This window comes from Chlorogloeopsis sp. ULAP02 (assembly GCF_038404745.2).
Lineage (GTDB): Bacteria > Cyanobacteriota > Cyanobacteriia > Cyanobacteriales > Nostocaceae > Chlorogloeopsis.
This window is the reverse complement of record NZ_JAYKTT020000088.1, coordinates 1-25,226: the sequence shown is the minus strand read 5'-3', so window position 1 is coordinate 25,226 and position 25,226 is coordinate 1. Positions and strand designations below refer to the sequence as shown.

General features: G+C 39.5%; 21 protein-coding genes and 1 riboswitch. Of the genes, 11 read left to right on the top strand and 10 right to left on the bottom strand.

Annotated features, from left to right (window positions below; translation table 11 throughout):
• Positions 1–200 precede the first annotated feature (200 nt).
• Both U2718_RS32050 and U2718_RS32045 read left to right on the top strand, forming a co-directional pair.
• The gene (locus U2718_RS32050) at positions 201–6,347 is read left to right on the top strand and encodes a protein kinase domain-containing protein (RefSeq protein WP_341994549.1); all 6,147 of its coding nucleotides are present in this window, start codon (positions 201–203) and stop codon (positions 6,345–6,347) included.
• Positions 6,348–6,356: 9 nt separating this feature from the next.
• Positions 6,357–8,330 (top strand): response regulator, encoded by a 1,974-nt coding sequence (locus U2718_RS32045; protein WP_341994551.1) that lies wholly within the window; start codon positions 6,357–6,359, stop codon positions 8,328–8,330.
• Positions 8,331–8,601: 271 nt separating this feature from the next.
• Here U2718_RS32045 and U2718_RS32040 read toward each other — a convergent pair whose 3' ends face one another.
• Positions 8,602–9,237, bottom strand: coding sequence for a sigma-70 family RNA polymerase sigma factor (locus U2718_RS32040; protein ID WP_341994553.1), 636 nt, complete (start codon positions 9,235–9,237; stop codon positions 8,602–8,604).
• Positions 9,238–9,421: 184 nt separating this feature from the next.
• Between U2718_RS32040 and U2718_RS32035 the strand changes: the two genes are divergently transcribed.
• The gene (locus U2718_RS32035) at positions 9,422–10,147 is read left to right on the top strand and encodes a hypothetical protein (RefSeq protein ID WP_341994555.1); all 726 of its coding nucleotides are present in this window, start codon (positions 9,422–9,424) and stop codon (positions 10,145–10,147) included.
• A gap of 284 nt (positions 10,148–10,431) precedes the next feature.
• Here the strand turns inward: U2718_RS32035 and U2718_RS32030 are convergent, their stop codons facing one another.
• A complete protein-coding gene (locus U2718_RS32030) occupies positions 10,432–10,773 on the bottom strand; it encodes a hypothetical protein (RefSeq protein WP_341994557.1) in 342 nt (113 codons plus the stop codon).
• A 200-nt stretch (positions 10,774–10,973) separates the two neighbouring features.
• Positions 10,974–11,109, top strand: a riboswitch (cobalamin riboswitch).
• Positions 11,110–11,147: 38 nt separating this feature from the next.
• Here U2718_RS32030 and U2718_RS32025 point away from each other — a divergent pair.
• On the top strand, positions 11,148–12,170 hold the full coding sequence (locus U2718_RS32025; protein WP_341994559.1) for a sirohydrochlorin chelatase: 1,023 nt from the start codon (positions 11,148–11,150) through the stop codon (positions 12,168–12,170).
• A gap of 98 nt (positions 12,171–12,268) precedes the next feature.
• Entirely contained in the window at positions 12,269–12,496 is a 228-nt protein-coding gene (gene sipA, locus U2718_RS32020) for a regulatory protein SipA (protein ID WP_341994560.1), read from the top strand.
• A 149-nt stretch (positions 12,497–12,645) separates the two neighbouring features.
• Here sipA and U2718_RS32015 read toward each other — a convergent pair whose 3' ends face one another.
• Both U2718_RS32015 and U2718_RS32010 read right to left on the bottom strand, forming a co-directional pair.
• Entirely contained in the window at positions 12,646–14,673 is a 2,028-nt protein-coding gene (locus U2718_RS32015; protein ID WP_341994562.1) for a glycoside hydrolase family 10 protein, read from the bottom strand.
• 238 nt (positions 14,674–14,911) lie between these two features.
• The gene (locus U2718_RS32010) at positions 14,912–15,355 is read right to left on the bottom strand and encodes a DUF3574 domain-containing protein (RefSeq protein WP_341994564.1); all 444 of its coding nucleotides are present in this window, start codon (positions 15,353–15,355) and stop codon (positions 14,912–14,914) included.
• Between the two features lie 332 nt (positions 15,356–15,687).
• On the opposite strand from U2718_RS32010, the gene U2718_RS32005 reads away from it, so the two are divergent.
• The gene (locus U2718_RS32005; protein ID WP_341994610.1) at positions 15,688–16,983 is read left to right on the top strand and encodes a hypothetical protein; all 1,296 of its coding nucleotides are present in this window, start codon (positions 15,688–15,690) and stop codon (positions 16,981–16,983) included.
• A gap of 137 nt (positions 16,984–17,120) precedes the next feature.
• Here the strand turns inward: U2718_RS32005 and U2718_RS32000 are convergent, their stop codons facing one another.
• A complete protein-coding gene (locus U2718_RS32000; RefSeq protein ID WP_341994566.1) occupies positions 17,121–17,276 on the bottom strand; it encodes a hypothetical protein in 156 nt (51 codons plus the stop codon).
• Positions 17,277–17,388: 112 nt separating this feature from the next.
• On the opposite strand from U2718_RS32000, the gene U2718_RS31995 reads away from it, so the two are divergent.
• Both U2718_RS31995 and U2718_RS31990 read left to right on the top strand, forming a co-directional pair.
• On the top strand, positions 17,389–18,186 hold the full coding sequence (locus U2718_RS31995; protein ID WP_341994568.1) for an SAM-dependent chlorinase/fluorinase: 798 nt from the start codon (positions 17,389–17,391) through the stop codon (positions 18,184–18,186).
• A gap of 201 nt (positions 18,187–18,387) precedes the next feature.
• Positions 18,388–19,032 carry a class I SAM-dependent methyltransferase gene (locus U2718_RS31990; RefSeq protein WP_341994570.1) on the top strand — a complete coding sequence of 215 codons (645 nt, stop codon included), beginning with the start codon at positions 18,388–18,390 and terminating at the stop codon, positions 19,030–19,032.
• A 66-nt stretch (positions 19,033–19,098) separates the two neighbouring features.
• On the opposite strand, the gene U2718_RS31985 is transcribed toward U2718_RS31990, so the two are convergent.
• Entirely contained in the window at positions 19,099–19,278 is a 180-nt protein-coding gene (locus U2718_RS31985; protein WP_341994572.1) for a hypothetical protein, read from the bottom strand.
• A 186-nt stretch (positions 19,279–19,464) separates the two neighbouring features.
• On the opposite strand from U2718_RS31985, the gene U2718_RS31980 reads away from it, so the two are divergent.
• Both U2718_RS31980 and U2718_RS31975 read left to right on the top strand, forming a co-directional pair.
• A complete protein-coding gene (locus tag U2718_RS31980) occupies positions 19,465–20,121 on the top strand; it encodes a DUF2301 domain-containing membrane protein (protein WP_341994574.1) in 657 nt (218 codons plus the stop codon).
• A complete protein-coding gene (locus tag U2718_RS31975; RefSeq protein WP_341994578.1) occupies positions 20,121–20,810 on the top strand; it encodes a YdcF family protein in 690 nt (229 codons plus the stop codon). The genes U2718_RS31980 and U2718_RS31975 overlap by 1 nt, the downstream gene beginning before the upstream one ends.
• Before the next feature lie 9 nt (positions 20,811–20,819).
• On the opposite strand, the gene U2718_RS31970 is transcribed toward U2718_RS31975, so the two are convergent.
• Entirely contained in the window at positions 20,820–21,422 is a 603-nt protein-coding gene (locus U2718_RS31970) for an alpha/beta hydrolase (protein ID WP_341994580.1), read from the bottom strand.
• A 154-nt stretch (positions 21,423–21,576) separates the two neighbouring features.
• Here U2718_RS31970 and dprA point away from each other — a divergent pair, with 154 nt between their 5' ends.
• Positions 21,577–22,695 (top strand): DNA-processing protein DprA, encoded by a 1,119-nt coding sequence (gene dprA, locus U2718_RS31965; RefSeq protein WP_341994582.1) that lies wholly within the window; start codon positions 21,577–21,579, stop codon positions 22,693–22,695.
• 122 nt (positions 22,696–22,817) lie between these two features.
• On the opposite strand, the gene hoxE is transcribed toward dprA, so the two are convergent.
• The 3 genes from hoxE to U2718_RS31950 all read right to left on the bottom strand — a co-directional run.
• Complete coding sequence (hoxE, locus tag U2718_RS31960; RefSeq protein WP_341994584.1) at positions 22,818–23,324, bottom strand: bidirectional hydrogenase complex protein HoxE; 507 nt, start codon at positions 23,322–23,324, stop codon at positions 22,818–22,820.
• 34 nt (positions 23,325–23,358) lie between these two features.
• Entirely contained in the window at positions 23,359–23,895 is a 537-nt protein-coding gene (locus tag U2718_RS31955) for a universal stress protein (protein WP_341994587.1), read from the bottom strand.
• 308 nt (positions 23,896–24,203) lie between these two features.
• Positions 24,204–25,226, bottom strand: a 1,023-nt coding sequence (locus U2718_RS31950) for a dihydroorotate dehydrogenase-like protein (protein ID WP_411813401.1), incomplete at its 5' end; no start/stop codon positions are given.

Here is a 25,226-nt window from a genome sequence, read left to right as displayed (position 1 = left end):
ATTTGTATGTCTAATTGCGATTGTTATCAGTTTAATTTTAATTACATAGTTTTAAATTCCGTTAAACATTCAGTTTACACCCAAAATATAAGTCAACAATTGGTGATATTACCAAAGCGCAACAGAGGCGGAACCGATAATTAACATAGGAATTAAATACTTAGCTGTCTATTAACCTCACACGAGTGAAAAAATAAAGAATGAGTATTATTATTGCCGATTACAACCTCGTTGAAGTTATTTATGAGGGTACTAGTACCTGTGTTTATCGTGGTTTGAGGAAGTCTGATCAAACACCAGTAATTATTAAAACTCTTAAAGCTGAGTATCCCACCATAGAACAGCTTGCTCAACTACGGCACGAATATAAAATACTCCAATCATTGGATATAGAAGGGATTGTAAAACCTTTAGCTTTAGAAAGCTATCAAAATGGTTTGGCATTAATTTTGTCCTATTTTAGCGGAGAGCCGTTGAAGACTTTTATCGCTAATTACAAATTAGAATTAAGACAGTTTTTACAAATAGCTATTCAATTATCTACAACACTTGCTCAATTACATCAAAATCATATTATTCATAAAGATATTAAGCCTCATAATATTTTAATTATTCCGCAAACAAGCGAAATTAAAATTATAGATTTTAGTATTTCATCCTGCCTATCCAGAGAAAATTTGACTGTCAGTAATCACAATTTACTTGAAGGCACTTTTGCTTATATGTCACCGGAACAAACAGGCAGGATGAACCGCTCAATTGACTATAGAACTGACTTTTACTCTCTAGGTATCACCTTCTATGAAATGTTAACGGGGCAGCTACCTTTTCAAACAACCGATTCCTTGGAGTTAACTCACTGCCATCTTGCAAAAACACCAGTATCGCCTCAAGAAATCAATCCAGAGATTCCTGAAGCAGTTTCTGCTATTGTCATGAAATTGTTAGCCAAAACTGCTGAGGAAAGATATCAAAGTGCCTTAGGATTAAAAGCTGACTTAGAAGAATGTCTTAGAAAACTTCAAGCAACTGGGAAAATTGAAGATTTTATTGTCGGGCAGTTAGATTTATATAGCCAATTTTTGATTCCACAAAAACTTTATGGACGCGAGCAAGAAGTTGCAACCTTAATGGATGCCTTTGAGCGAGTAGCAAATCCCTCTTTATCCTCTGATAACAAGGAGGGATTAAGGGGAGTAGAAATGATGTTAGTAAGTGGTTATTCAGGAATTGGTAAATCTTCCTTAGTCAATGAAGTTCATAAACCCATAGTGCAACTGAGAGGATATTTTATTTCTGGTAAATTTGACCAATTTAAGCGAAACATTCCCTATGCTTCTTTGATTCAAGCTTTTCAGCAGTTAATGCAGCAGTTATTAACAGAAAGTTATGAAAAAATAGCACTATGGAAAGCAAAAATATTAGAAGCTCTTGGTACTAACGGTCAGATTATTATTGATGTTATTCCGGAAGTCGAACTGATTATTGGACATCAACCAGTTGTTCCTCAATTAGGACTAACCGAATCCCAAAATAGATTTAATCGGGTGTTTAAACAATTCATTCATGTATTTTGTCAAAAAGAACACCCATTGGTCATATTTTTGGATGACTTACAGTGGACAGATTCTGCATCTTTAAAGTTAATTCAACTGCTACTAAATGATCCAAACAGCCAATATCTATTCTTAATTGGAGCCTATAGAGACAATGAAGTGTATGCAACACACCCATTAATATTAACTTTAGAAGAAATACAAAAGTCAGGTGTAATTATTAACAATATTGTTCTCCGGCCTTTGCAATTAACTGATGTAAATAAATTAGTTAGTGATACTCTCCGTAATAATCAAGAAGATTCACAACCACTAGCCGAGTTAGTGTTTAACAAAACTCAAGGTAATCCCTTCTTTTTAACTCAACTGCTCAAATCTCTTCATCAAGAAAACCTGTTAGTATTTGATTTTGGTAAAGGCTGCTGGCAGTGGAATATTGAATTAATGCAAGATATTGATATAACTGATAATGTCGTTGAGTTGATGATAAATCAGATTCAAAAGCTAGCACCAACAACACAAAATGTCTTAAAGTTAGCAGCTTGTATTGGAGATGAATTTACTTTAGATGTTCTAAGTATTGTTAATCAAAAGTCTTTGTCAGAAACAGCAACAGATTTATGGGAATCTTTACAGGATGGTTTAGTTTTACCATTAAATGAATCTTACAAAATTCCTTTAGTGATTAATAGAGGACAAAATGAATCACTGACAGACAACAAAGAACAACTTTTGATTGCTTATAAATTTTTACATGATCGAGTACAGCAAGCGGCTTATTCTCTCATTCCAGAATCACAGAAACAAGCAACTCATCTAAAAATCGGTCGATTGCTACTACAAAATACTAAAGTTAAAGAACGACAAGAAAAGATTTTTGCCTTAGTTAACCAACTGAATTATGGTGTTGACTTACTTACTTCTGAGTCAGAAAAGTATGAACTGGCTAAACTTAATCTCATAGCAGGTAAAAAAGCAAAAGCAGCAACAGCATATGAGTCGGCGAGCCGTTATCTTAAGGTGGGTTTAAGCCTGTTGATTACTTCTAGCTGGCATCAGCAATATGAAATGACACTAGCTCTACATCAGGAAGCAGTGGAAGTAGCATTTCTTAGCGGTGATTTTGAGCAAATGGAGCGGCTGGCTGAGGTAGTTTTGCAACAAGCCAAAACACTGCTAGATAAAGTGAAAGTTTATGAAGTACGAATCAAAGTTCGTGAAGTGCAAAGAAAACTGCTTGAAGCGGTAAGGTTGGGTTTGCAAGTCTTGCAAGTATTGGGAGTGACACTAATTGAATCACCGACTCCCTTAGATATTCAGCAAGCTATTGAGGAAACAACAACAAATTTGGCACAGAAAGGAATAGAAAATTTAATTAATCTGCCGCCAATGCAAGATACGAACAAGCTAGCAGCCCTTCAGATCATAGCAAGTTTAGTTCCTGCTGCCTATCAATCTGCACCTGCATTATTTATCCTCATGGCTTGCCAGGAAGTAAATTTATCTATTCAACATGGAAATACTCCTTTGTCAGCTAGTGGATTTGCTGATTATGGAATAGTTTTCAGTGGACTGTTACAAGATATTGAAGCTGCTTATAAATTTGGACAACTAGCTTTAAATCTATTAGATCGATTAGATGCCCGTGAAGCTAAATGTCAAACCTTATTTAAAGTTTCAACATTCATCATACATTGGAAACATCATGTTAGAGAGACTTTACCACTGTTGGAAGAAGCTTACTCTAGTGGACTGGAAAATGGAGATTTAGCGCATACTGGCTATTCAGCAAGTCATAAATGCCAATATTCATACTGGAGCAGTTCGGAGTTAAAAAGCCTTGAACAGGAAATGGCTAGATATAGTCAGGCAATAGCTCAAATTAATCAAGAAACTGCTTTAAAGTGGCACCAAATATTTCATCAGGTAGTTTTAAATTTGATAGGTTCTGGTGAAAATAATTACCGTTTAATTGGTAAAGCTTATAACGAAGAACAATTATTGCCACTGTATATTCAAGCAAATGAGCGAACGCTAATTCACTATGTATTTCTCAACAAATTAATTTTATGCTACCTATTTGGTGAGTTTGCTGAAGCTGTGGAAAATTCAATCAAAGCTGAACAATACTTAGACGGGGTAAGAGGATTGCTAGCTGTGCCATTGTTCCATTTATACGATTCTTTAGCCCATTTAGCAAGATATCAATCTGTACCGCACTCACAACAAGAACAATTTCTGAGTAGAGTAACAAATAACCAGGAAAAAATGCAAAAATGGGCAGAATCTGCACCGATGAATTTTCTGCATAAATATGACTTGGTAGAGGCAGAGAAAGCAAGAGTATTGGGTCAATATTGGCAAGCAATGGAATTTTATGATCAAGCCATTGCTGGTGCTAGAGAGCAAGGATACACTCAAGAAGAAGCGCTTGCTAATGAATTAGCAGCAAAGTTTTATTTTGAGCGTGGTAGAGAAAAAGTAGCTCAGACTTATCTAACTGATGCTTACTACGGCTATATTAGCTGGGGAGCAACAGCAAAAGTCAGAGATTTGGAAGCAAAATATCCGCAAATTTTCTCTCGCATATCGGAGCGAAAAAACCAAGGATTAGAGATGAATATCACAATCGGCTCTACAACTACAGATATTCCTGTAGTTTTCGATTTAGCCGCAGTAATGAAAGCTTCACAAGCTCTTTCTAGTGAAATTGTTTTAGATAAGTTGCTGACTAAATTGATGCAAATTGTGATGGAAAATGCTGGTGCTGAAACAGTTTTATTAATATTAGAGAAGGCAGGTAAATTACTTATAGAAGCATCAGCAAATTTTCGACAAAATGAAATAAACGTGCAAGAATCGATATCAGTTGATTCGAGTCAACAGCTACCAAAATCTGTCATCAATTATGTGCAGCGCACTCATGAGAATGTTGTTTTGAGCAATGCTAATTATGAAGGAGTATTTACAACAGATAGTTATATTATTAACTACAAACCAAAATCGATTTTATGTACGCCAATTGTTAATCAAGGTAAGCTGATTGGCATTCTTTACTTAGAAAATAAATTGACTGCTGGAGCTTTTACACCAGAGCGATTGGAAGTTTTGCAACTTTTATCCTCTCAAGCAGCAATCTCAATTGAAAATGCCCGCCTTTATAATGATTTGGAGGAATATAATCGGACGCTAGAAGCCAAAGTACAACAGCGAACGATAGAGTTGCAAGACAAAAATTTACAACTACAACAGGAAATTCGCGAACGGCAACGAGCAGAAGAAGCAGCAGCCGCCGCTAATCATGCCAAAAGTGAATTCCTCGCTAATATGAGCCATGAACTTCGTACCCCGCTCAATGGTATTTTGGGTTATGCTCAAATATTTCAGAAAGATAAAAATTTAACCGAACGGCAAAAGAAAGGGATAAACATTATTTATCAATGTGGTGAGCACTTACTCACACTTATTAATGATATTTTAGATATTTCTAAAATTGAAGCTCGAAAAATGGAACTTTATCCCAAAGAGTTTGATTTTTCAGAATTTCTGGAGAGTATAATCGAAATTTGTCGCATTCGTGCCGAACAAAAAGGAGTTTCTCTAATTTACAAAGCACTATCTCCACTGCCAAGAATAATTCGAGCCGATGAAAAACGGTTGCGCCAAGTTTTGATTAATTTACTTAGCAATGCAGTCAAATTTACAGAAAAAGGTAGTATAACTTTCAAAGTGGATGTCATTGCTCAACAGTCGAATGATTCTACACAAAGGATAAATGACCAAGCGCAAAGTCTGAGCGCTAACTTTCGGCGATCAGAACTTTGTAAGAAAGGACAAAGGACAAACCACAGAGTTCGATTTCAAGTAGAAGATACAGGAATAGGCATTGCACCAGAACAATTAGAAGAGATTTTTTTGCCATTCCAGCAGGTGGGTGAGGATATTCGTAAGACTGAAGGTACAGGATTAGGATTGGCAATTAGTCGTCAATTAGTTCAGATGATGGGTGGTGAACTGAAGGTAAAAAGTACTTTGGGTAAAGGAAGCGTTTTTTGGCTAGATTTGAATTTACCAGAATTTTTCCAAAATACTGACAAAAAGAATATTAACGAACATAAAATTATCAGTTTTGTTGGTTCTAAACGTAAAGTTTTAGTCGTAGATGATAAATGGGCAAATCGTTCTATTTTAGTCAATATACTACAGCCTTTAGGATTTGATGTCATAGAAGCAATAGACGGCTTAGACTCTATAAAAAAAGCGCTGGAATTTAAGCCTGATGTAATTTTTATGGACTTAGTAATGGCTGGAATGGACGGTTTTGAAGCCACTCGTCGTCTTAGAAAGTTACCAGAACTAAAACAAGTACTAGTGATTGCTGTCTCAGCAAGCGTTTTTGATTTTGATCAAACGCAGAGTCGAGAAGTCGGTTGTGATGATTTTCTCGCTAAACCTATTCGGATCGGAGATTTGTTAGAAAAATTACGGGTTCACTTAGGGTTGGAATGGCTATATGAAGAACGAGATCAAGTCAGAAGGATAAAAAATGAAAACCAAAGTTTACTATATCCCTCTAATTTGCAGCCAGAAACTCCTATTGTGGCTCCACCAGCAGAAGAGCTTCAGATTTTGCTAGATTTAGCAATGAGAGGTGACTTAAGGGGTATTACACAACAAGCTGAAAAATTAGGGGAATTAAATGAGCAATTGATTCCTTTCGCTACTCATTTGCACCAACTTGCTAAAGGTTTTAAAGGGAAACAAATTTTAGAGTTCCTCAAAAAATTTTAATGAGGTTTTATGAATATTGATTTAAATAAAAAAGGTGTCATCTTAATTGTCGATGATATTCCAAGTAATTTAGAAATTCTATTTGATTTCTTAGCCGATGCTGGATTTACAGTCTTAGTTGCTGAAGATGGTGAAAGTGCGATCGCTAGAGCAGAATATGCTCCACCAGATTTGATTTTATTAGACGTACTCATGCCGGAAATGGACGGTTTTGAAACCTGCCGTCTTTTGAAAGCTAATGAACGAACAAAAGATATTCCGATCATTTTTATGACTGCACTTGCCGAAACAGTCGATAAGGTGAAAGGCTTAAGTCTAGGCGCGGTGGATTATATTACCAAACCGCTTCAACACGAAGAAGTTTTAGCCCGGATCGAACTCCATCTCAAGCTGCGGAATCTGACGAAGACACTCCTGGAGCAAAATTTACAAATTTGCGAACAAGCTGCTTTGCTTGATATCACCACAGATGCCATTATCGTTAAAGACTTAGACAACCAAATTTATTTTTGGAACAAAGGGGCTGAAAGTTTGTATGGATGGAAGCCGCAAGAAGCGATTGGCAAGAAGGTGAATCAGCTTCTGTATCGAGCGGAAACAACATCTCAACTCCAAAATATCTACAAAAGCCTAGCTGAAAATGGTTTTTGGCAGGGTGAATTACAACAAGTCACAAAACAAGGGCAAGGGATTATTGTTGCCAGTCGCTGGACTTTAATGTCTGATCAAGATGGAAAACCAAAGTCAATATTAACAGTAAATACCGACATTACAGAAAAAAAACAACTAGAAAGTCAATTTTTACGTGCTCAACGACTGGAGAGTATTGGTACGCTTGCTGGTGGTATTGCCCATGACTTAAACAATATACTGACTCCAATTCTGACGGCAGCACAATTATTGCAGCTAAAATTCTCCAACACCGATGAACGAACTCAGCAAATGATGAAGACAATAGAAGCTAACGCTAAACGTGGAGCTGCTTTGGTTAAACAAGTGCTGCAATTTGCACGTGGAGTTGAAGGTAAGCGGATGATTGTGCAAGTTGGGCATTTGTTCTCAGAAATTAAGCAGATCGTCAAAGAAACATTTCCCAAATCTATTGAACTTTCTACAGATATTAAGCCAGAACTTTGGGCAGTGATTGGAGATGCTACACACTTGCATCAGGTGCTGATGAATTTAGTAGTCAACGCTCGCGATGCCATGCCCAATGGTGGTAAGCTCAGTATTTATGCTGAAAATATATATATAGATGAACACTATGCTCGCATGAACTTAGATGCTAGTGTTGGGCCTCATATTCAGATTACAATCGCAGATACGGGCGTAGGGATGCCTTCAGAAATAGTGGATAGAATATTCGAGCCGTTTTTTACCACTAAAGAAGTTGGCAAAGGTACAGGGTTGGGACTTTCAACTGTTAGGGGTATCATTAAAAGCCACGGTGGTTTTGTCAACGTACATAGCAAGGTTGGCAAAGGAACTGAATTTAAAGTGTTCTTGCCAGCAGTAGAAGCAACAGCAACGCTCTTAGGAGAAGACTTAGAACTACTTAAAGGCAACGGAGAATTGGTTCTAGTTGTAGATGACGAAGCTCAAATTCTAGAAACCACAAAAATTTCCTTAGAAACTTACAATTACAAAGTGCTGACAGCTTGTGATGGAATTGAGGCGATCGCTCTGTATGCTCAGTACCAAGATGAAATTAGCGTGGTTTTGGTAGATATGATGATGCCCTCAATGGATGGTGCAACTACCATTCGCGCCTTACAAAAAATTAATCCACTTGTCAAAATAATTGCCGTTAGTGGTTTAGCACCCAGCGATAAACTCGCAGGGTTTGCAGCTGTTAAATTATTTATCGCTAAACCCTACACAACTAAAGAATTATTACAAAATTTATACAACATTCTGGAGCAGGAATCGAAAAACCCAGGGGTGCAAACAACTAGCATCATACAGCGCCTTTCATCTAAGTGAAGTACACTACCACATCTGCCTGATCGGTTTTCTGTTCTTGCTGCTCAAAGACATGAGATGCATAGTGATGAAAACTGCGAAGCTGTAGCTCAATCGATGCTTTGCCAGGCTCCAGCCTGGGAAAAAGAAATAACGGGGAACAGATAAGTGGTTAGGCAAAATTAAAGTTATGGGTAGAGGCAAGGGAACAGGAAACTCTTAACAGGGAACAGCAAAAAAATGTGTAATTAATTTTGTTTAGGTACTTAAACATGTATTCTAATCTATTTTTTTATAAAAATCCTTCCCTTTCAGCAAAATTACGTAAGCGTGGCAGACATTGACGCTGATAAAAACTGCTTAAAGTAGAGACAGACAAACCAAATTGCGCCGATAGTTCCTTCCAACTTACTTCTGGTGGTAAACGTTTTAAAATTAACACCTGACAATTAACTTCTGGATGCCCTTGAATGTGGGTGTTACGCAATTCTCCATCAATATCTTCTTCCACCCAAAACTTTACAGTTTCTAAAATGGGAGGCAGATCCGCTGGAGCAGCCAAATTTTCTTCCAGGTAATAGATTTGAGTGCGATCGCCGAAAGTGAATTGATTAATATTAAGATATGCTTTTTTAGTTTTGTCCTCCTGCTGCTGACGGTAAAAGTCTTGCAATCTCCATCTCAGATAAGTATTCAGCCAAGTGATTACAGATCCACGTGTAGCGTCATATGCTCCACAAACATTTGAGCAGAAATACAACCAAGTTTGTTGTAGTGCATCTTGATAATATGGAGTATTTTCCTTCCAGAGTTTGTTTGCAGCCAAACGAATGATTTGGGTAAGTCGCTTTTGACGCTGTGGATTTCCGGCTGGATATTCACAAGCCTCTTTCACTAAGCGGCGTAATTGTTCCTCCAGATGATGCATAACAGTTTTAGCAAACAAAGCAAGCTTTTCTCAGTATTGCGTAGAATTGCTCATCAAGAAAGAAGGGAATGGGGAGACAAGGAGACAATATGACACCAAAATCCCGTAGGGAGTCTTGTTTCAAAATTTTGGACAAGCCTACTAATCAATGGTTTTAATCCAAAATCCAAAATCCAAAATTGGTATGACACCTCAAATCAAAATAAATTGGACTGAAGGAGCGTCACAACGCTTTCAGCAAGTTAAATATTTTTTTGACGATAAATTTACTTCTGTAACTGATTCAGCCCAGCAAGTTGGCAAGTCTTTGAAACAAACAGCAACACAAGCAACTGATCGCGCCATTAATACAGTTACTACTAATTTTGAGCAAGCTAAAAATTCTCTAGAGCAAACATTGCAAACTGCTGAACAAATTCCCATCTCAACATCGTCAGCAATTCAAACTGCAATTTCCGCTTCTATGGATGATTGGCTGAGGGAACACCCTGCAATTCTCAGATTATTAGAAATTTTGAGTTGGGCAACTAATCATCCAATTATTAGTTTAATTATTCTGCTGTTTGCTATATCGATAATTTGGAGTATCATCAAAGCAATTGTACGCTTGATTGAAACAGCTAGTTGGTCAATCTTGCAAATTCCTTTCAAATTACTTTTGGCTGTTATTAAACTGAGCTTTTTATCATTTACTAAAATTGGTAGTTTGACTATTCAAAAAATCACAAGCGATCGCACAACTGATCAATTACCGCTGTTACCACCAGCCAATGCCCAACTGCTTCACTTTAATAAACAGCAAAGACTAGCAGAAATTCAAGAGCGATTAGCCAAAATTCAACAAGAACAACATGAGCTTTTGCAAGAAGCAGCAGAACTTTTGGCAAAAGACACAATTGATATGAGTTAATATACAGCAAATTTATATTTATTGGAACCACAGAATATTTGTTTGAAACTCTAATGCCTTTAGCATTTTTAATCTCTCTTATTGCCTGTTTTACAAAAAAATCATAATGTACAATTTTAACCCGATCGCTCTATTCACATCTTGCACCATACCCCTGCGGGAAGAGCTTTACCTACGATTGAGAGAGCCTCTGGCTCTAGTTCTTGTTACCAGGTTCAACCTGGTAACGAGCATTTAGAGGCTTTGCCTCCAGACTGTTGGAAATGGTGCAAGATTTCAGTCTACTAATTTATGTTGCTCGTAACGGCAAAGGTGCGATAAGCTTCTAGTGCATCCTGTTTGACTTGTTCGGGAACGAGAGGAAAAGTAGTGAGGATGTAGGCAAATTCTTCTGCTGTTAAACCGTAGAGGTGGGCTATCATGCCATCGAGTTCTGCCCTGAGTTTAGCGCGATCGCTCTCAATAGTAACGCCGTTTGTGTGGGAACCGAGTCCGATTTCTTGCGCGAGTTCGTCGAATTCTGGTGTGGTGCAGATGAGTTTGGCAGCGCGTTCGACTATTTCACAGAAGTAGCGATCGGTTTTTGTTAGGCGTGGTACTGGGAGTTGGTAAAGTAACCTACACAAAAATCTGCTCTGTACGAAACTTGTAGCGTCTGTTGCAAAATCGGTAGGAGTTGTAAATCAATGTTATAAAATATACTTAATATGGTTTAATACCTAGTTGAAATTTGTGATGAGTTGCTCGCTGACAGTTTTATACGAGTATAAGCTCAGTGATTGTAAAAAATTCTACCCCCTCCCCCTGCATTTTGGAACTGGACGAGATTCAGTTAAGATAACAAGGCAACTGTGAACCGTAACAGAAGAGGGAAACATCGGTGCAAGTCCGAGGCTGTGCCGCAGCTGTAAGCGAATTTGATTTTCGTAAGCCAGAACGCCGATCTGTTACTTGCTCACTCTATTTCCTGCGTTGCACAGGAAAGGAGCTTAAACTCAGAATGCCTATTTTTAACACAACAAGTCTCACCCAATTGGAATATCCAACCAGCGATCGCCTGCAATTACCTGCGCTGCCGATAAAACGTCCTTTATTGATGATTGGTCATGGTACAAGGGATGCAGAAGGGAGGCAAGCTTTATTAGATTTTGCTGCTATCTATCAATCTTTAGATGCATCACGTCCAGTTATGCCTTGTTTTTTGGAATTAACTGGCCCTACTATTCAAGAAGGAATCGACCAGTGCCAAGAAAAAGGCTACACGGAATTTTCCGTGTTACCAGTGCTGCTCTTCGCTGCACGACATAATAAATTCGATATTACTAATGAACTTGATCGCGCCAAGAGCAAGTATCCGCAGTTGAAATTTCACTACGGCAGGCACTTTGGCATTACCCCTGCCATTATCGAATTGTGGCGATCGCGTCTAGCAGAACTCGACAAGCCAGAAAATAACCCCCATCAAATTTCTCGCGCTGATACAGTACTTTTATTTGTCGGGCGTGGTTCTAGCGATCCCGATGCCAATGGTGATGTTTACAAACTCGCTCGCATTCTTTGGGAAGGCAGTGGCTACTCTACTGTTGAAACTTGCTTTATTGGCATTACCCACCCCAGGCTCGAAGAAGGCTTTCGTCGCGCCCGCCTCTACCAGCCAAAACGTATCATTGTCCTACCATATTTCCTGTTCACGGGCGCTTTAGTGAAAAAAATCTTTAACATAACAGCCCAACAGCAGGAACAACACCCAGAAATTGTGATGACTTCTCTGCCAGAAATGGGTTTGCATCCACAGTTATTTTCTGTACTGCGAGAGCGAGAAATTGAAACTCAATTAGGACAAGTACAGATGAATTGTGAAATGTGCAAATTCCGGCTAGCAGCTTTAGCCAATCATCATGGACATGGGCATTCTCACGATCATCATCACCACCATCATCACACTCACGACCACTCCCATCCTCCCATAGATCCCTACGCAGACATAGAGCAGTACCATCAAAAAATTTGGCAAGCTCCTTAGCAGTTATCAGTTATCAGTTATCAGTGAACAGTTATCATTCAATTAGTTGTTTGTTAACTGTTCCCTGTCCCCTATCCCCTGTCCCCCAGCCCCTAGTTATGTCCAAAGAGTTTACCGTTGGCAGTAAAGTCCGTGTTGTGGCATTACCGCCCTATGTCAAAACCGCTGAACCGATGCCCATGCTGCGTCCCCCGGATGTGATTCAAATTGGCGAAGAAGGCGTAGTTCTAGATCGCCGCCCTGGAGGTTACTGGGGCGTGCGCTTTGCTAGGGGAGCATTTCTCATGGAAAGCCAATACATTGAAAGTATAGAAGCTAATTCGTAAAATTTAATAATTTAGTTAACATGAAATGCTTGCTGAAAAGGGAGAGACGAGGGAGCAAGAGAGCTAGGGAACGAGAGAATGAGAATAATACCCTCATACCTTCCCTCTTTCATACCTTCACTCCTTCAAGTGTCTCCGTGTCCTTCCTTTTATATTACCGATATCACCACTCCTACACTTTCATTTGCTAACCGATTTACTGCACACACAGCATAGGTTCCCGGTTCAACAGTGGCAAAAGTAGTACCAGCTGATAAAATTCGCTGAAGTGTCCAACTATCGCCACTCTGCTTGTAAAGTGTCCAAGAACGAATCTTTTTATCATCACCCGGCTGCCAAGAAAGCTTGCGGTTACTTACTTGCAATGCAGTGGGCGGTGCTGGTGGTGTTGCATTCTGCCAAGACATAGTAGGAACTAAAGCAGGTTTGGCATACAGCGAATTTTGGAACGTCTCAGAGATGCCTTGACGATTTTCGATCAGAGAATTGGTGCTAAAGAAAATATTCCCCAAAGATAAATCTCCCACTAGGTTGCGGCTAATCTTGATTTGCTTTTCTATTTCCTCATCTTTCCAGGCTTTGCCGTCTAACTGAGAGATATTGTTACCAGCGTAAATGTGTCGCTGTTTCGGATTAGTTTCTGTCCACCACTTTAACAGGGTTGGATAACTTTGTTGTGTTTGGTCGGTACGCCAGTAAAGCTGCGGGGCGATATAATCAATCCAGCCTTGTTCCAGCCATTTTTTAGCATCGGCATACAGTACATTGTAGGCATCTAAACCAACAATGCCAGGGGGTTGTCCGGGACGGTAAATACCGAAGGGACTAATGCCAAATTTGACATCGGGTTTTGTTGATTTAATTCCCTCTGCTAGACGCAGTACCATTTGATTAACATTTTCTCGTCGCCAGTCGCCCAAGCTGAGTTTACCACCAGCTGCTTGATAGGCGGCATAAGTTTTACTATCTGGAAAAGATTGCCCTTGGATGGGATAGGGATAAAAATAGTCATCTAGGTGAATGCCATCGATATCATAACGTCGCACCACGTCTAGAATGACGTTGTAGGCTCTATCTTGAACAATTTTTGCTCCTGGTTCCATCCACAGTTGATTGCCCCACTGATAAACATATTCTGGATTTGTAACTGCTATGTGAGGACGGACATTACTGCCTTGCTTGATGGAAGTTTTAGCACGATAGGGGTTGAACCAAGCATGAAGTTCGATATTACGTTTGCGACATTGAGCGATCGCAAACTCCAAAGGGTCGTAAAATGGAATTGGTGCTTGACCTTGAGTTCCTGTTAACCAAGCACTCCAAGGTTCTATTTGAGAAGCATACAATGCATCGCCTTCCGGCCGTACCTGTAAAATCAGGGCATTGAAATTTAGTGATTGCAATTTTTCAATAATATTTACTAACTCAGCTTGTTGTTGTAGAGCTGAAAGTGCAGCTTTTTTCGGCCAATCACTATTCCAGACGCAGGCTACCCACGCCCCTCGAAATTCCCGGCGATGGTTTACCTTAACAGTATTAGGCGGTGTCGGCGTTGGTGTTCCTGCTAGAGGTTGCACAACTATATAGTTAGAAGGAATTTTTTCGGCTTTTCCCAGATACACCAAAGCTTGATAAACAATCGCTGCTACATCAGCACGGGTTGCCGCTATATTTGGGTTAAGTAATTTTACATCTGGGTAACTAACTACGATTCCAGCTTTGGTAGCAATAGCTATCTGGTTTTTAGCGTATCCAGCAATATTTGCCGCATCTTTGTAGATTTGGGGAAGTTCTGTGAGCAGATCAGGTTTAATATTGGCAGCAAAGTTTAAACCATTAACCACAGCGACTAAAACATCGCCTCTGGCAATTCTATGATTGGGACGAAAAGTGCGATCGGGGTAACCAGACAAAAATCCTGTTTCATAAGCTCCTTTAATAGCATTCGCCGCCCAGTAAGTATTTGGAACATCAGTAAAAGGGACATATTCTCGCCTTGAAGATTGCGTAAAGACTTTGGCAATGATGGCTGCAAACTCAGCACGAGTAACTGAATTATTAGGGCGAAACGTGCGATCAGGATAACCATTTAAAATACGACGCTCGGCTAAAGCGATAATAAATAAGCGTGACCAATGGTTCTGAATATCAGAGAAAGAAGTAGAATTAGATACCATTGTCGCTCCCTGCTAGTTTGTATATTATTCTTTAGTTAATTTAACTTGAGCTTGTCAATAAACAAACATCTTCTGTAGGGTGGGTAATGCTTAACTTTCCTCAAAGCCTTTTACGTTCTTTACAGTACCTACCTTACGGTTTAATTTAAACTAGTAGAATAAGAAAATTATTAGACATTTTATTAAGTAAATTTACATACTAGCAGTCAAGGAAGTTTGTAAGTGTACAAATTGTTCCTTAAAAAGATACCTTAACAGAACTAGTGACGCGCAAAACAGATTCCTGATGGAAGGCGCGCTTATAACTTGCGATCACCTCTTCAATCATCTGATTCCTCTTGTGGTTATTTTCATAAATCAAAATCACTAGCTTAGTCTTTTCCCTGTTCAGGCTGCCAGAACTGTTCAAATATTGTCCGTAGCCATCCATCACGGTTAATCCTTCTTGAAAACGGGGTGTGATGACACGGTTTAAAAATTGTTGCCATTGCTCCTCAGAAATTGTTCCTCCGTTTGGTTTGCTTAAGCCGAAGAACAACTCTTCTTTAATGAGAATCTTTATGCTTGAGTTCTGAGAAGATTGGAGAGACTGGGCGCGAAGATAAGTATTTGTATGGACAGGAGTGATTACAAGAAGGCTTGTAAGAATGAGATTATTGAGACTTTTTTGCCAAGTTATCATCTGTTTATGCGTCTGACAATATAGAATTGATAATTTCTAAATCCAAAATTGCAGTGAACTACCGACACGGAAAATGTACCCACACTATCTATTCCTACAAGCCTCCTGAAAGAGTTTTAGGATTGGAAGTGATTTTTGTATAGGTATTGGTGATTGGGTACTGGGAAAGAAATTCTTCCCAATCCCCAATCACGAGTACCCAGTCCCTTTTCTCGTAGAACTTGATAAAATTTGATGTTCTATAGTGTGTACAACTGCTAAATTAGCAATTTAATGTTGTTCCGAGATTGAGCAAATTTAACTTTATATCAGCAAAAAATTGTTACCAACCTATGAGTATTCTATCTAGCTTAAAATTCCGATTCGCAGTAGGTTTTACCACTTTATCACTTATTGGTTTAGGGAGTGGTTATTTATACACTAAATCAACTACCAACCAGCTATCCCAACAACAAAATGTATCTCTTGTGCAGCAGAAAATTTCTGATCTACCTCAACAGCATTTTCAGAATACAGCGATCGCACAACTCGCACCTTCAGATTCTACAGAGCAACAAAAATCTACCTTCTCTAAGCAAAAATCAGGTTCAGCACCCTATAAAGTTATAGATGAGTTAAAAAAATATAAATTTAGCGTTCGTGGTAATCAAATTCTCTCTTCAGCCAAATTACCAAACGCCAATGTCAACTTCAATCAAAAAGATTTATTATTTGTTCTGATTAATACCAAAAAATATTTTCAAAACCACTCTTCCCAAGACGCAAATGTTTTACGTACAGGATTGTTAGCTAGTTCTGGAGTAACTGTACAAGATGTTCTCAAAACCTTAGATTTTATGATTGCTGTTTTGCAAGAAGATATTGCTAACAATCGGGTTACTCGTTTACAAGACTCGAATTTTATTAACCAGAATTTTCGAGTTATAAAATGGTCTGCTTATAACCCCCAAAACCGTAATCAAGAACGTTTACGTCTTACCAAATATGCTGTATTTACCCATCCAGGTTCTCGCAAAAAAACTGCCAAATTTAATACACCTATTTATAGCTTAAAAGATAATTTAAGTGGAAATAAATTTTTCACAAAATATACAAAGCAAGATGTATTATCAGGTATTTATGAACCAGGTGGGAAAGAGTTTGGAAAAGTAGAACCTCTTGCTTATCTCACCAGAGAAGGATTAGAAGAAGCATTGATGCAGGGAACAATACTGATTAATTTTAATGATGGCTCTAAGGCATTTTTTAATGTAGATAGAAACAATGAAATACCTTTTATAAAAGGAGTAGCACCCAGAGCACAAAAGCGTTATTGGTATTTTAGAAAGGTTGATGCTATCAAAGGTTATGGTTATAAGATAGATGCAAAAATTTCTATTAAACCAGGAGTAACTTTTGCTGGAGATGTTCTAAACATTGGTCTAGGCAAAATAATTGTGCTTGAGTATCCTCAAGGTGGAAGCAAACGACTAAAAATGGGAATCATAGCCGATACAGGCGGAGCATTTTTACCCAATCTTTATCAACTTGATTTTTTAGCTGGTATTTTTCAGAATCAAAATGGTTTTAGGCAGTATATCAGCCAATTACCTGAATATGCAACGGCGTACATTTTAGTGAAAAAATAAACAGACTCAAGAAGTGATGCACTGAATTGAATATCAAATTGCTGTATTTTACGCATCTTTAACAAGAGAACAGCCCGCTGATGAGGCGGGCTAAAGCACAACAAAACTATGAAAACTATGAACAATAATCTTTTTATTTAGCTAAAATATCTCATCTCTTCCTCTAGCTGACGAACTAGTTTCTCATCACCTCTAGCTCTAGCTACTTCTAAGCGATGTTGCAGGCTTCTGCGAATACTTTCTCTGTGAGCTTCCCGTGCTTTTCTGACGGCTTCAAGTCTGTTTGTGATCATAAGCATTATCCTCTTTCATCTTTTTACTTATGTGTTGTAATCATAACATATCAAATATTTAGTTACTTTTGCTACAGAAAAATATTCTAAATTGTATAGAAAGTGTTAATTTATGTCTGAAACTTTTAAAAATCAACCACTTTTAACATTGCTGAGTGATTTTGGCGATCGCGACGTGTATGTCGGCGTGATGAAGGGAGTAATTGCCCAAATTAATCCCAAAATAACAGTGGTAGATTTAACACATCAAATTCCGCCGCAAGACATTGCAGCAGGCAGATTTTGTTTGATGGATGCTTGCCCTTATTTTCCTGTGGGGACGGTACACGTAGCGGTGGTAGATCCGGGCGTGGGAGGAAAAAGAAGAGCGATCGCTCTCCAGTTTGCGAAAGGTTTCTTAGTGGGGCCGGATAATGGTTTATTCAGTGGAGTGTTAAGTCAAAATTCTGCCATTGCAGCAGTAGAACTCACAAACCCCGATTACTGGCGCACTCCTCAACCTAGTAGTACTTTCCACGGTAGAGACATCTTTGCACCCGTGGGAGCGCATCTAGCTAGCGGTATTTCCCTCAAAGAGTTAGGGCGAGAAATTAACCCAGAAACCTTGATTAGGCTGGAGATAGGCAAAATTTCCTTAGAAAAGAACAATATTACTGGTTCTATTCAATATATAGATACTTTCGGCAACTTAGTAACTAACATTCCTGGAAGTTACGTGCAAGACAAAAGCTGGAGCATACAGGTGGGTGAAAAGATGATTAACGGGTGTGGTACTTATGGAGACGTTAAAATAGGAGAGGCGATCGCGCTGGTTGGCAGTCACGGCTGGGTAGAAATTGCCATTAATTGCGGTAATGCACGGGTTCAGTTGCAGATGAATTTGGGAGATACTGTACAAGTTCGGTATTAAGAGGTTGTTTGATAGATTGGCATCAAACAGATAAGTTGTACTGTTAAGGCACAGGTGTTAGAAGTTAGCCAGAAAACTTTCGTCCAATGTTTATAACTAACATACTTGCAATCCTTTCTCGACCTGAATCTTTTAGTGTGATATACGGAAAGTTTCCGCATCATAAATAGTTAGCCGCTTACCTTGTGTGTCTGTATTCTGTTGACAAGATGCTTAGGGAGGTATCTTATGAGCCTTGTAGAGAAAGTTGTAGCACAATTCGCCCATCCCACAGGATTTTGGGGGAATATCACTGGCTTCATCATGGCACATAGACCATCAAATCTTGAACGCAATGAGTGGGCAATTTCCCTGCTTAACCTGCAACCCTCCGACCGCGTCTTGGAAATCGGTTTTGGGCCTGGAGTAACAATCCAAAAGATGAGTGAAATTGTAATCTACGGTGTGATTTGGGGTATCGATCATTCTGAAGTGATGTTCAGGCAAGCTTCAAGAAGAAATCAACGCGCCATTTCGGCTGGACGAGTGCGATTGGTTCTCACTTCGGTATCGCAATTACCCTCCTTCGACAACCCATTTGACAAGATTCTGGCTGTTAATAACTTTCAGTTCTGGGATCACAAGACTGAGGTGCTAAGACGGCTAAGAGAGCAGTTGCGCACAGGAGGAATCATAGCCCTTGTTCACCAGCCCAGAATCCCTGGCGCTACAGAAGATGATGCGACTGAAGCGGGAGAAAGGTTCGCACGCTATCTGGAAATGGCTGGATTTAAAGACATCAAAGTGGAACGGAAGATGATGAAGCCTGTTTCGACGGTGTACGTGCAAGGAGGAAATGTTCAATAGAGACGCAGATTTTCCGCAGGGTTGTAAGCGCCTTTTCTAAAGAAAAATTTGCAGCAAGCATTGTGATCACCACATAACAACCCCAATGCACACTAACTGTTGAAAAGTTATCTGCGAAGGCGTGAGCTTGATCGCTAGACTAAAAATGTTCGGTGGGAAAGTTACTTGTAGGTGTTCATAGTTAAGCGATCGCACGCGATACTCGACACCAGTTTTCTGTTTGCGTTGAATGATCGAGGCGATCATTACGTGACTCTACAGTTTTGAATTACTATAACAACGTTAAAAAAGCTGTGGAGGTACTGAAAATATAATTAGGTAATTATCAACTTGCGATCACCTGTGCTGTTTATCATAAAAAGTGTTGGTTACAATTATCTATCTAATTAGACATTGCCCAGCCAAGTCTAAGCAATTCATGTGATTTTGTATATGACTACACAAACATTACCTGCACCAGAAGTATACCAAGGACAGTTTGGTGAATTTACAATTAACAAGGGCGATCGCACAGGCGTGATGATCTATCGCGGTGGCTTAATGGTAGCTGCTGTTTGCTTTGCGATCGCTACTGCACTAGTGTTATTCAATCCTCACCCCAGTATTTTCAATTGGGTAAATCTTCTGTATGCTTGTTTCAGCCTTGCTCTTGGTGTGAGTTTATTAACCATTCATATTTACATGGTAGAACTACACCGCATCTTGCAAGCATTTTGGGTTATTGGTAGCATTTCCTCGATAGTAGTGGCGCTATCAAGTAGTGAACCCTTAGCTGTTACTGTTTACACTCAACCTTTGACTTTATTGGGAGTCGGTTTTACCTTTGCTGCTTTGACAGGAATTTATTTTAAAGAAGGATTTTGCTTTAATCGTCTGGAAACTAAAGTACTCACTCCGATTGTGCCGTTACTATTACTAGGACATTTACTAGGTATTTTATCGATGCAGTGGGAACGAGTTTTATTAGGTATTTGGGCAATTTTCTTCATAGTTTTTGCTGTACGTAAAGCAGTACAAGCAATTCCTCCAGATATAGGAGACAAATCTGTGTTTCAATATCTCAAATCCCAACGTTCTGCAAAGGTGTAATGCACAGAAAAATTCAGCCCAGGCAGAAAAAGTTCCCCGTCTTCCGTCTATTTAAACGTCAACAAATGTGGATGCTGACGGTTCCAGGATGGGGAATTTTCATGACTTTGGTTGCTAGTTTAATTGGTTTTACCTTTGTTAACATACATCCATTTCTTGCCGTTACTTCTCCTGTCAAAGCAGATATCTTAGTTGTAGAAGGCTGGATACCAGACTATGCACTGGTACAGGCTTTAGCTGAATTTAAAAAGAATTCCTATCGTCTACTCATTATTACAGGAACTCCTTTAGAAAGAGGATTTTATCTGGCTGAATATAAGAATTATGCGGCACTAGCTGCGGCAACTTTGCAAAAATTGGGTTTAGAACCAGAAAAAATTATTGTTGTTTCCTCCCAAGAAGTTACCAAAGATCGCACCTACGCATCTGCGATCGCATTGCAGCAGTGGCTAGTAAATGCCGATTTAAAATTAGAAGCAATTAATATTTTCACCCATGCAACCCATGCTCGTAGAAGTTGGCTGATATTCCAACAAGCACTTGTACCTAAAATTAAAGTAGGAGTGATTGCTAGCTCACCACAAAATTACGAGCCAAGTAAATGGTGGATGTATAGTACAGGTGTGCGATCGGTGATTAATGAAGTTGTGGCTTATATTTATGCTTTGGTTGTCAGTTGGAAAGCTTAAGATTTAATTTTAGAATTCTAACGGCGATAGTAATGTGGAGCCTAAGTCATCTGTAAATAGAGAACCAGAGAAACTAGAAAATAAATCAGCTTTGTTTATTATTTCTAAAGCTGTTGGTAAATTAACGACTAGTTTCTGACTAGGATAAGCTTCTAGAAATGAGATTACTCCTAAACCGTTTGATGATGCAGCTCCTAAAATAATCGCAGATCGCAGTGCTTGTATCCCTGCGTTGTCACGACGAACGATTGCTGGAGCAACAAAATTTAGAGCTATTTTACCAGTTTCTGAGTTTACTAGCTTATCTAAAGCCACAACACCCAAAGGTATTTTCATCTGTAGTACTTTCAGTAATTTCTGTTGCTGTTTTGAGCTTAAGTAACCCAAAATAGATTGTAAATCATCAGAAACTTGTTGCTTTTCGGCGTACTTACGTAAATCTGCGACAGGGAGTGATTCCTCAAACAATCCATATCTAATCACAACTTCTTCTGCTGCCAAACTAGGAGAAGAATTAAGAATACTATTAAAAGCTAAAAATAATGAGCAACTAGAAACGCAGAACAGAAAATGACTGAGGCATTTGATGGTAGAAAATCGTGGCAATGACATTGGCAACTTATTGCTGGCTGTTATGCATCAAACATACCATCAATCTTTGTCTTTACTATAAAAAATGCACGATTTTAGATTCTATTTTCATCTTATCGTAAACAGACATACATAATCTGGGAATAATCAACCCAGAGCAGATGAGGATGGAGAATTGGCAGTTGAACGTGCATATTGGCTAGCTTGGTCGCACATATCTGGAATTGGCCCGATATTGATGCAAAGATTACAACAGCATTTTGGTACACTCAAAACAGCTTGGGAAGCCAGCCCAAAGCAATTGGAAGCTGTGGAGGGTTTCGGGTTTCAGACATTGGCAAAAGTCGTAAAACAGCGATCGCATCTTCATCCCGAACAATTACTTGCCCAGCACCAAGAGCAAAATCCCTATTTTTGGACACCAGCAGATCCAGAATACCCTCGCTTACTGCTGGAAATTTCCAGTCCTCCACCTGTTTTGTACTACCATGGTGCAGTGGAACTACAAGAGAATCTTGGACAAACACCAATGGTGGCAATTGTTGGAACACGACAACCCTCAGAATATGGTATTCGTTGGACTCGCCAAATTAGTACAGCTTTAGTTAAAAATGGTTTTACAGTAGTTTCTGGTTTAGCAGAAGGAATCGACACTGAAACTCACGCTACCGTCATTAAAGCCGGAGGACGCACAGTTGCAGTTTTAGGAACAGGTGTAGATGTCATCTATCCAGCCCAAAATCAACAACTGTACAAGCAGATTTTAGCTGCTGGGTTAGTTTTAAGTGAGTATCCAACCAAAACCCCACCCGATCGCGCTCACTTTCCCCGCCGAAACCGGATCATTGCCGGGTTGTGTCGTGCCGTATTGGTAATGGAAGCGCCCTTGAAATCTGGTGCTTTGATTACAGCCAACTATGCAAATGAATTTGGCAGAGATATTTATGTGTTGCCAGGGAGACTGGATGATTACCCATCTCAAGGTTGTTTAAAGCTACTTAGCCAAGGTGCTGCCCCCATCCTCAAGGAATTAGACGAACTATTAAAAATGTTAGGAGCAATTCCACAGATGGATTTTGTTCAGGCATCTCCTGAACCACAGCAATTAACACTGCCTGGTTTGTCACCAGAACTGCAAAAGGTAATGGATGTAGTTGCCTCAGATTATTTGCCCTTCGATACAATTGTCCAACAAACAGCTATGGCGACAGGTGAGGTTGCTAGTGCTTTGTTGCAGTTGGAATTGATGGGTTTAGTGTCGCAAATGCCGGGAATGAGGTATAGGCGTAGTTGATAGTGTTTTTTTGGCACGCAACTATTCCCAGTAAAAGAGACTATTATTATTGGCTTGGGTAAGATTTTTTTTCACTCTCAGCATGATGATAGCATCACTTTTAAGATGTAATTTTTTCACATTCACGAGATATACTTCCATCCTCGAATCCGTTCTTGAACTGATTCCGCAGTTTGATAGCCACACACCGCGCCATCAAAAACCACAGCAGGTGCAAGACTGCAAGCACCCAAACACCTAGCTGTTAACAGTGAAACTTGTCCATCTGGTGTTGTCTCTCCAGCGCGAATGTGAGCAGATTTTTCTAAATTTGCGAGAATTTCAGGTGCGCCTTTAACATAACAAGCCGTACCCGTACACACCACACAGGTATGCTTGCCTTTGGGCGCAAGTGAAAACAAATGATAGAAGGTAGCTACACCATAAACCCGACTGGGTGGTAGTTTGAGAGCATGGGCAATGTAAAGCAACAAGTCACTTTCTAAGTAGCCAAATAGTTCTTGTGCTTTATGGAGAATTTCTATCAGAGCATCTTGTTGATATTGATGACGCTTCATTGTTGCATCTAGCATTTTAAAGCGCTTATCAGCACTAGGATGAGGTAGTGGGACAGTGGGAGATGATTTCATATTTCTTTAAGCTGCGATTTACACAAATCTGTACTTAGTTGGAGGTGAAAGTGTCAGTATTTTCTTTTGCCACTTCAGCTTTTTTAGCACTAGCGGCAAGATGCACAACATGAACTGAACAAGGAGCATGATGGAGGACGTAATTACTTACGCTACCAAGAAATAGTTCCGCCATACCGGAATGCCCTCGACGCCCAACGACAATAAGATCGGCACCCCAACTACTAGCTAAATCACAAATCACTCGCCCTGGGCTGCCAAGATTTTGTGTAAATTCAGCATTTACGCTTGCTGTATTTGCTTGAGCGCTCAGGCGTTGCAACATCTCAATCCCTTGATTTTTCCTATTTTCCCACTGCTGTTGCTGAAACTCTAAGACTTGATCTGTCATTCCTGAATAGTAGTCAAAACTAGAACCTATTGGTATATAAGGCACGCCCTCTTCCTCTACAGATAAAACGTGCAGCAACATTAAGCTAGCTCCACTCATCTTTGCTAAAGCTAATCCTTGTTCAAAAACTGGTTTGCCCATGTCAGAGCGATCCAATGCAACTAAAATTTTTTTAAACATATAAACCTCTCATACCAATTTTGGATTTTAGATTTTGGATTAAATCATTGATTAATAGTCTATTCCAGAATTTTGAAACCAAACTTCCGCGTGTCAATTTCGTGTCATAACTTACAGCTATTTTCAGATGAATAGATCACACACAATACGTAGCTCAAACCGAAAGGATATCCGCTAAACCCGCCCCGACAAAAAATTATGGTTCCAATAAATGAAATTTGCTGAAAGCAAAGCCCAAGCGTCACATACTCTTTGTCCTTCAATTAACTTTGTAGGGCAAGAATTTGAGGAAATTGTGAGGAACAGTATTACCCCAAGTAATACGATGGTTCGTAAACCCTTCCCCATTCTGGATTGTATGTTTGTAGCGCTCGCATATATTGGGCGCGTTCAAAGGCACTGGGATCGGGACAATTTTTTTGGCTCATGCTTCCCTGAAGCAGCTGTATAGACTCGTATTCATGTTTTTCCATCCATTCACGTATTTCCTTCTCAATACAGCGAATGTGAGTGATTCCCTCCCGTAGCAGCACAGAACAAAGCATAGTAATGCTTGCTCCTGCCATCAACACCTTTAGTACATCCCGTGCATTGTGAATGCCGCTGGTGGCAGCTAGGCTAGCATTGATGCGACCATAGAGAATAGCAATCCAACGCAGAGGCAAACGCATCGCCTGTGCAGTGCTTAAAAGCACATTTGGTTCGACATCCAGGGTTTCGAGGTTAATATCTGGTTGGTAGAAGCGGTTAAACAATACTAGTCCATCAGCTCCTGCATCATCCAAACGCTTTGCCATATTTGCCATGTTGGTGAAATAAGGACTGAGTTTGACTGCCACAGGGATGGTTATTTCAGCTTTAACTGCCTGGAGAATATCAATATAGTTTTGCTCTATCTGTTCGCTGGTGAGTTCCATATCCGTAGGAACATAGTAAATATTCAACTCCAGCGCCGAGGCTCCTGCTTGTTGAATCAATCTGGCATAGTCAACCCATCCACCCACAGAAGAACCATTGAGGCTGGCAATCACAGGAATTTTGACTTGTTCTGTGGCTTTACGAATATGGTTAAGATATTCTTCTGGGCCAATTTGAAAACCGTTCGGTTCAGGAAAATATGTCAAAGCTTCCGGGAAGCTTTCAGTGCCATAGGTGAGGTGATGGTGTAATTCGTAGCGTTCTAAGGTAATTTGTTCTTCAAACAATGAATGCATTACTACTGCCGCCGCACCCGCATCTTCCATGCGTTTGATGTTATCAGTGTCTTTTGATAAGGGGGATGCTGAAGGCACAAGGGGCGATCGCAATTTCATCCCCATATAAGTCGTAGT

Bases quoted from the DNA above. Each gene is read 5' to 3' on its own strand.
- U2718_RS32050 (WP_341994549.1), top strand. From the start codon at position 201: ATGAGTATTATTATTGCCGATTACAACCTCGTTGAAGTTATTTATGAG.
- U2718_RS32045 (WP_341994551.1), top strand. From the start codon at position 6,357: ATGAATATTGATTTAAATAAAAAAGGTGTCATCTTAATTGTCGATGAT.
- U2718_RS32040 (WP_341994553.1), bottom strand. From the start codon at position 9,237: ATGCATCATCTGGAGGAACAATTACGCCGCTTAGTGAAAGAGGCTTGT.
- U2718_RS32035 (WP_341994555.1), top strand. From the start codon at position 9,422: ATGACACCTCAAATCAAAATAAATTGGACTGAAGGAGCGTCACAACGC.
- U2718_RS32025 (WP_341994559.1), top strand. From the start codon at position 11,148: ATGCCTATTTTTAACACAACAAGTCTCACCCAATTGGAATATCCAACC.
- sipA (WP_341994560.1), top strand. From the start codon at position 12,269: ATGTCCAAAGAGTTTACCGTTGGCAGTAAAGTCCGTGTTGTGGCATTA.
- U2718_RS32015 (WP_341994562.1), bottom strand. From the start codon at position 14,673: ATGGTATCTAATTCTACTTCTTTCTCTGATATTCAGAACCATTGGTCA.
- U2718_RS32010 (WP_341994564.1), bottom strand. From the start codon at position 15,355: ATGATAACTTGGCAAAAAAGTCTCAATAATCTCATTCTTACAAGCCTT.
- U2718_RS32005 (WP_341994610.1), top strand. From the start codon at position 15,688: ATGAGTATTCTATCTAGCTTAAAATTCCGATTCGCAGTAGGTTTTACC.
- U2718_RS32000 (WP_341994566.1), bottom strand. From the start codon at position 17,276: ATGATCACAAACAGACTTGAAGCCGTCAGAAAAGCACGGGAAGCTCAC.
- U2718_RS31995 (WP_341994568.1), top strand. From the start codon at position 17,389: ATGTCTGAAACTTTTAAAAATCAACCACTTTTAACATTGCTGAGTGAT.
- U2718_RS31985 (WP_341994572.1), bottom strand. From the start codon at position 19,278: ATGATCGCCTCGATCATTCAACGCAAACAGAAAACTGGTGTCGAGTAT.
- U2718_RS31980 (WP_341994574.1), top strand. From the start codon at position 19,465: ATGACTACACAAACATTACCTGCACCAGAAGTATACCAAGGACAGTTT.
- U2718_RS31975 (WP_341994578.1), top strand. From the start codon at position 20,121: ATGCACAGAAAAATTCAGCCCAGGCAGAAAAAGTTCCCCGTCTTCCGT.
- U2718_RS31970 (WP_341994580.1), bottom strand. From the start codon at position 21,422: ATGTCATTGCCACGATTTTCTACCATCAAATGCCTCAGTCATTTTCTG.
- hoxE (WP_341994584.1), bottom strand. From the start codon at position 23,324: ATGAAATCATCTCCCACTGTCCCACTACCTCATCCTAGTGCTGATAAG.
- U2718_RS31955 (WP_341994587.1), bottom strand. From the start codon at position 23,895: ATGTTTAAAAAAATTTTAGTTGCATTGGATCGCTCTGACATGGGCAAA.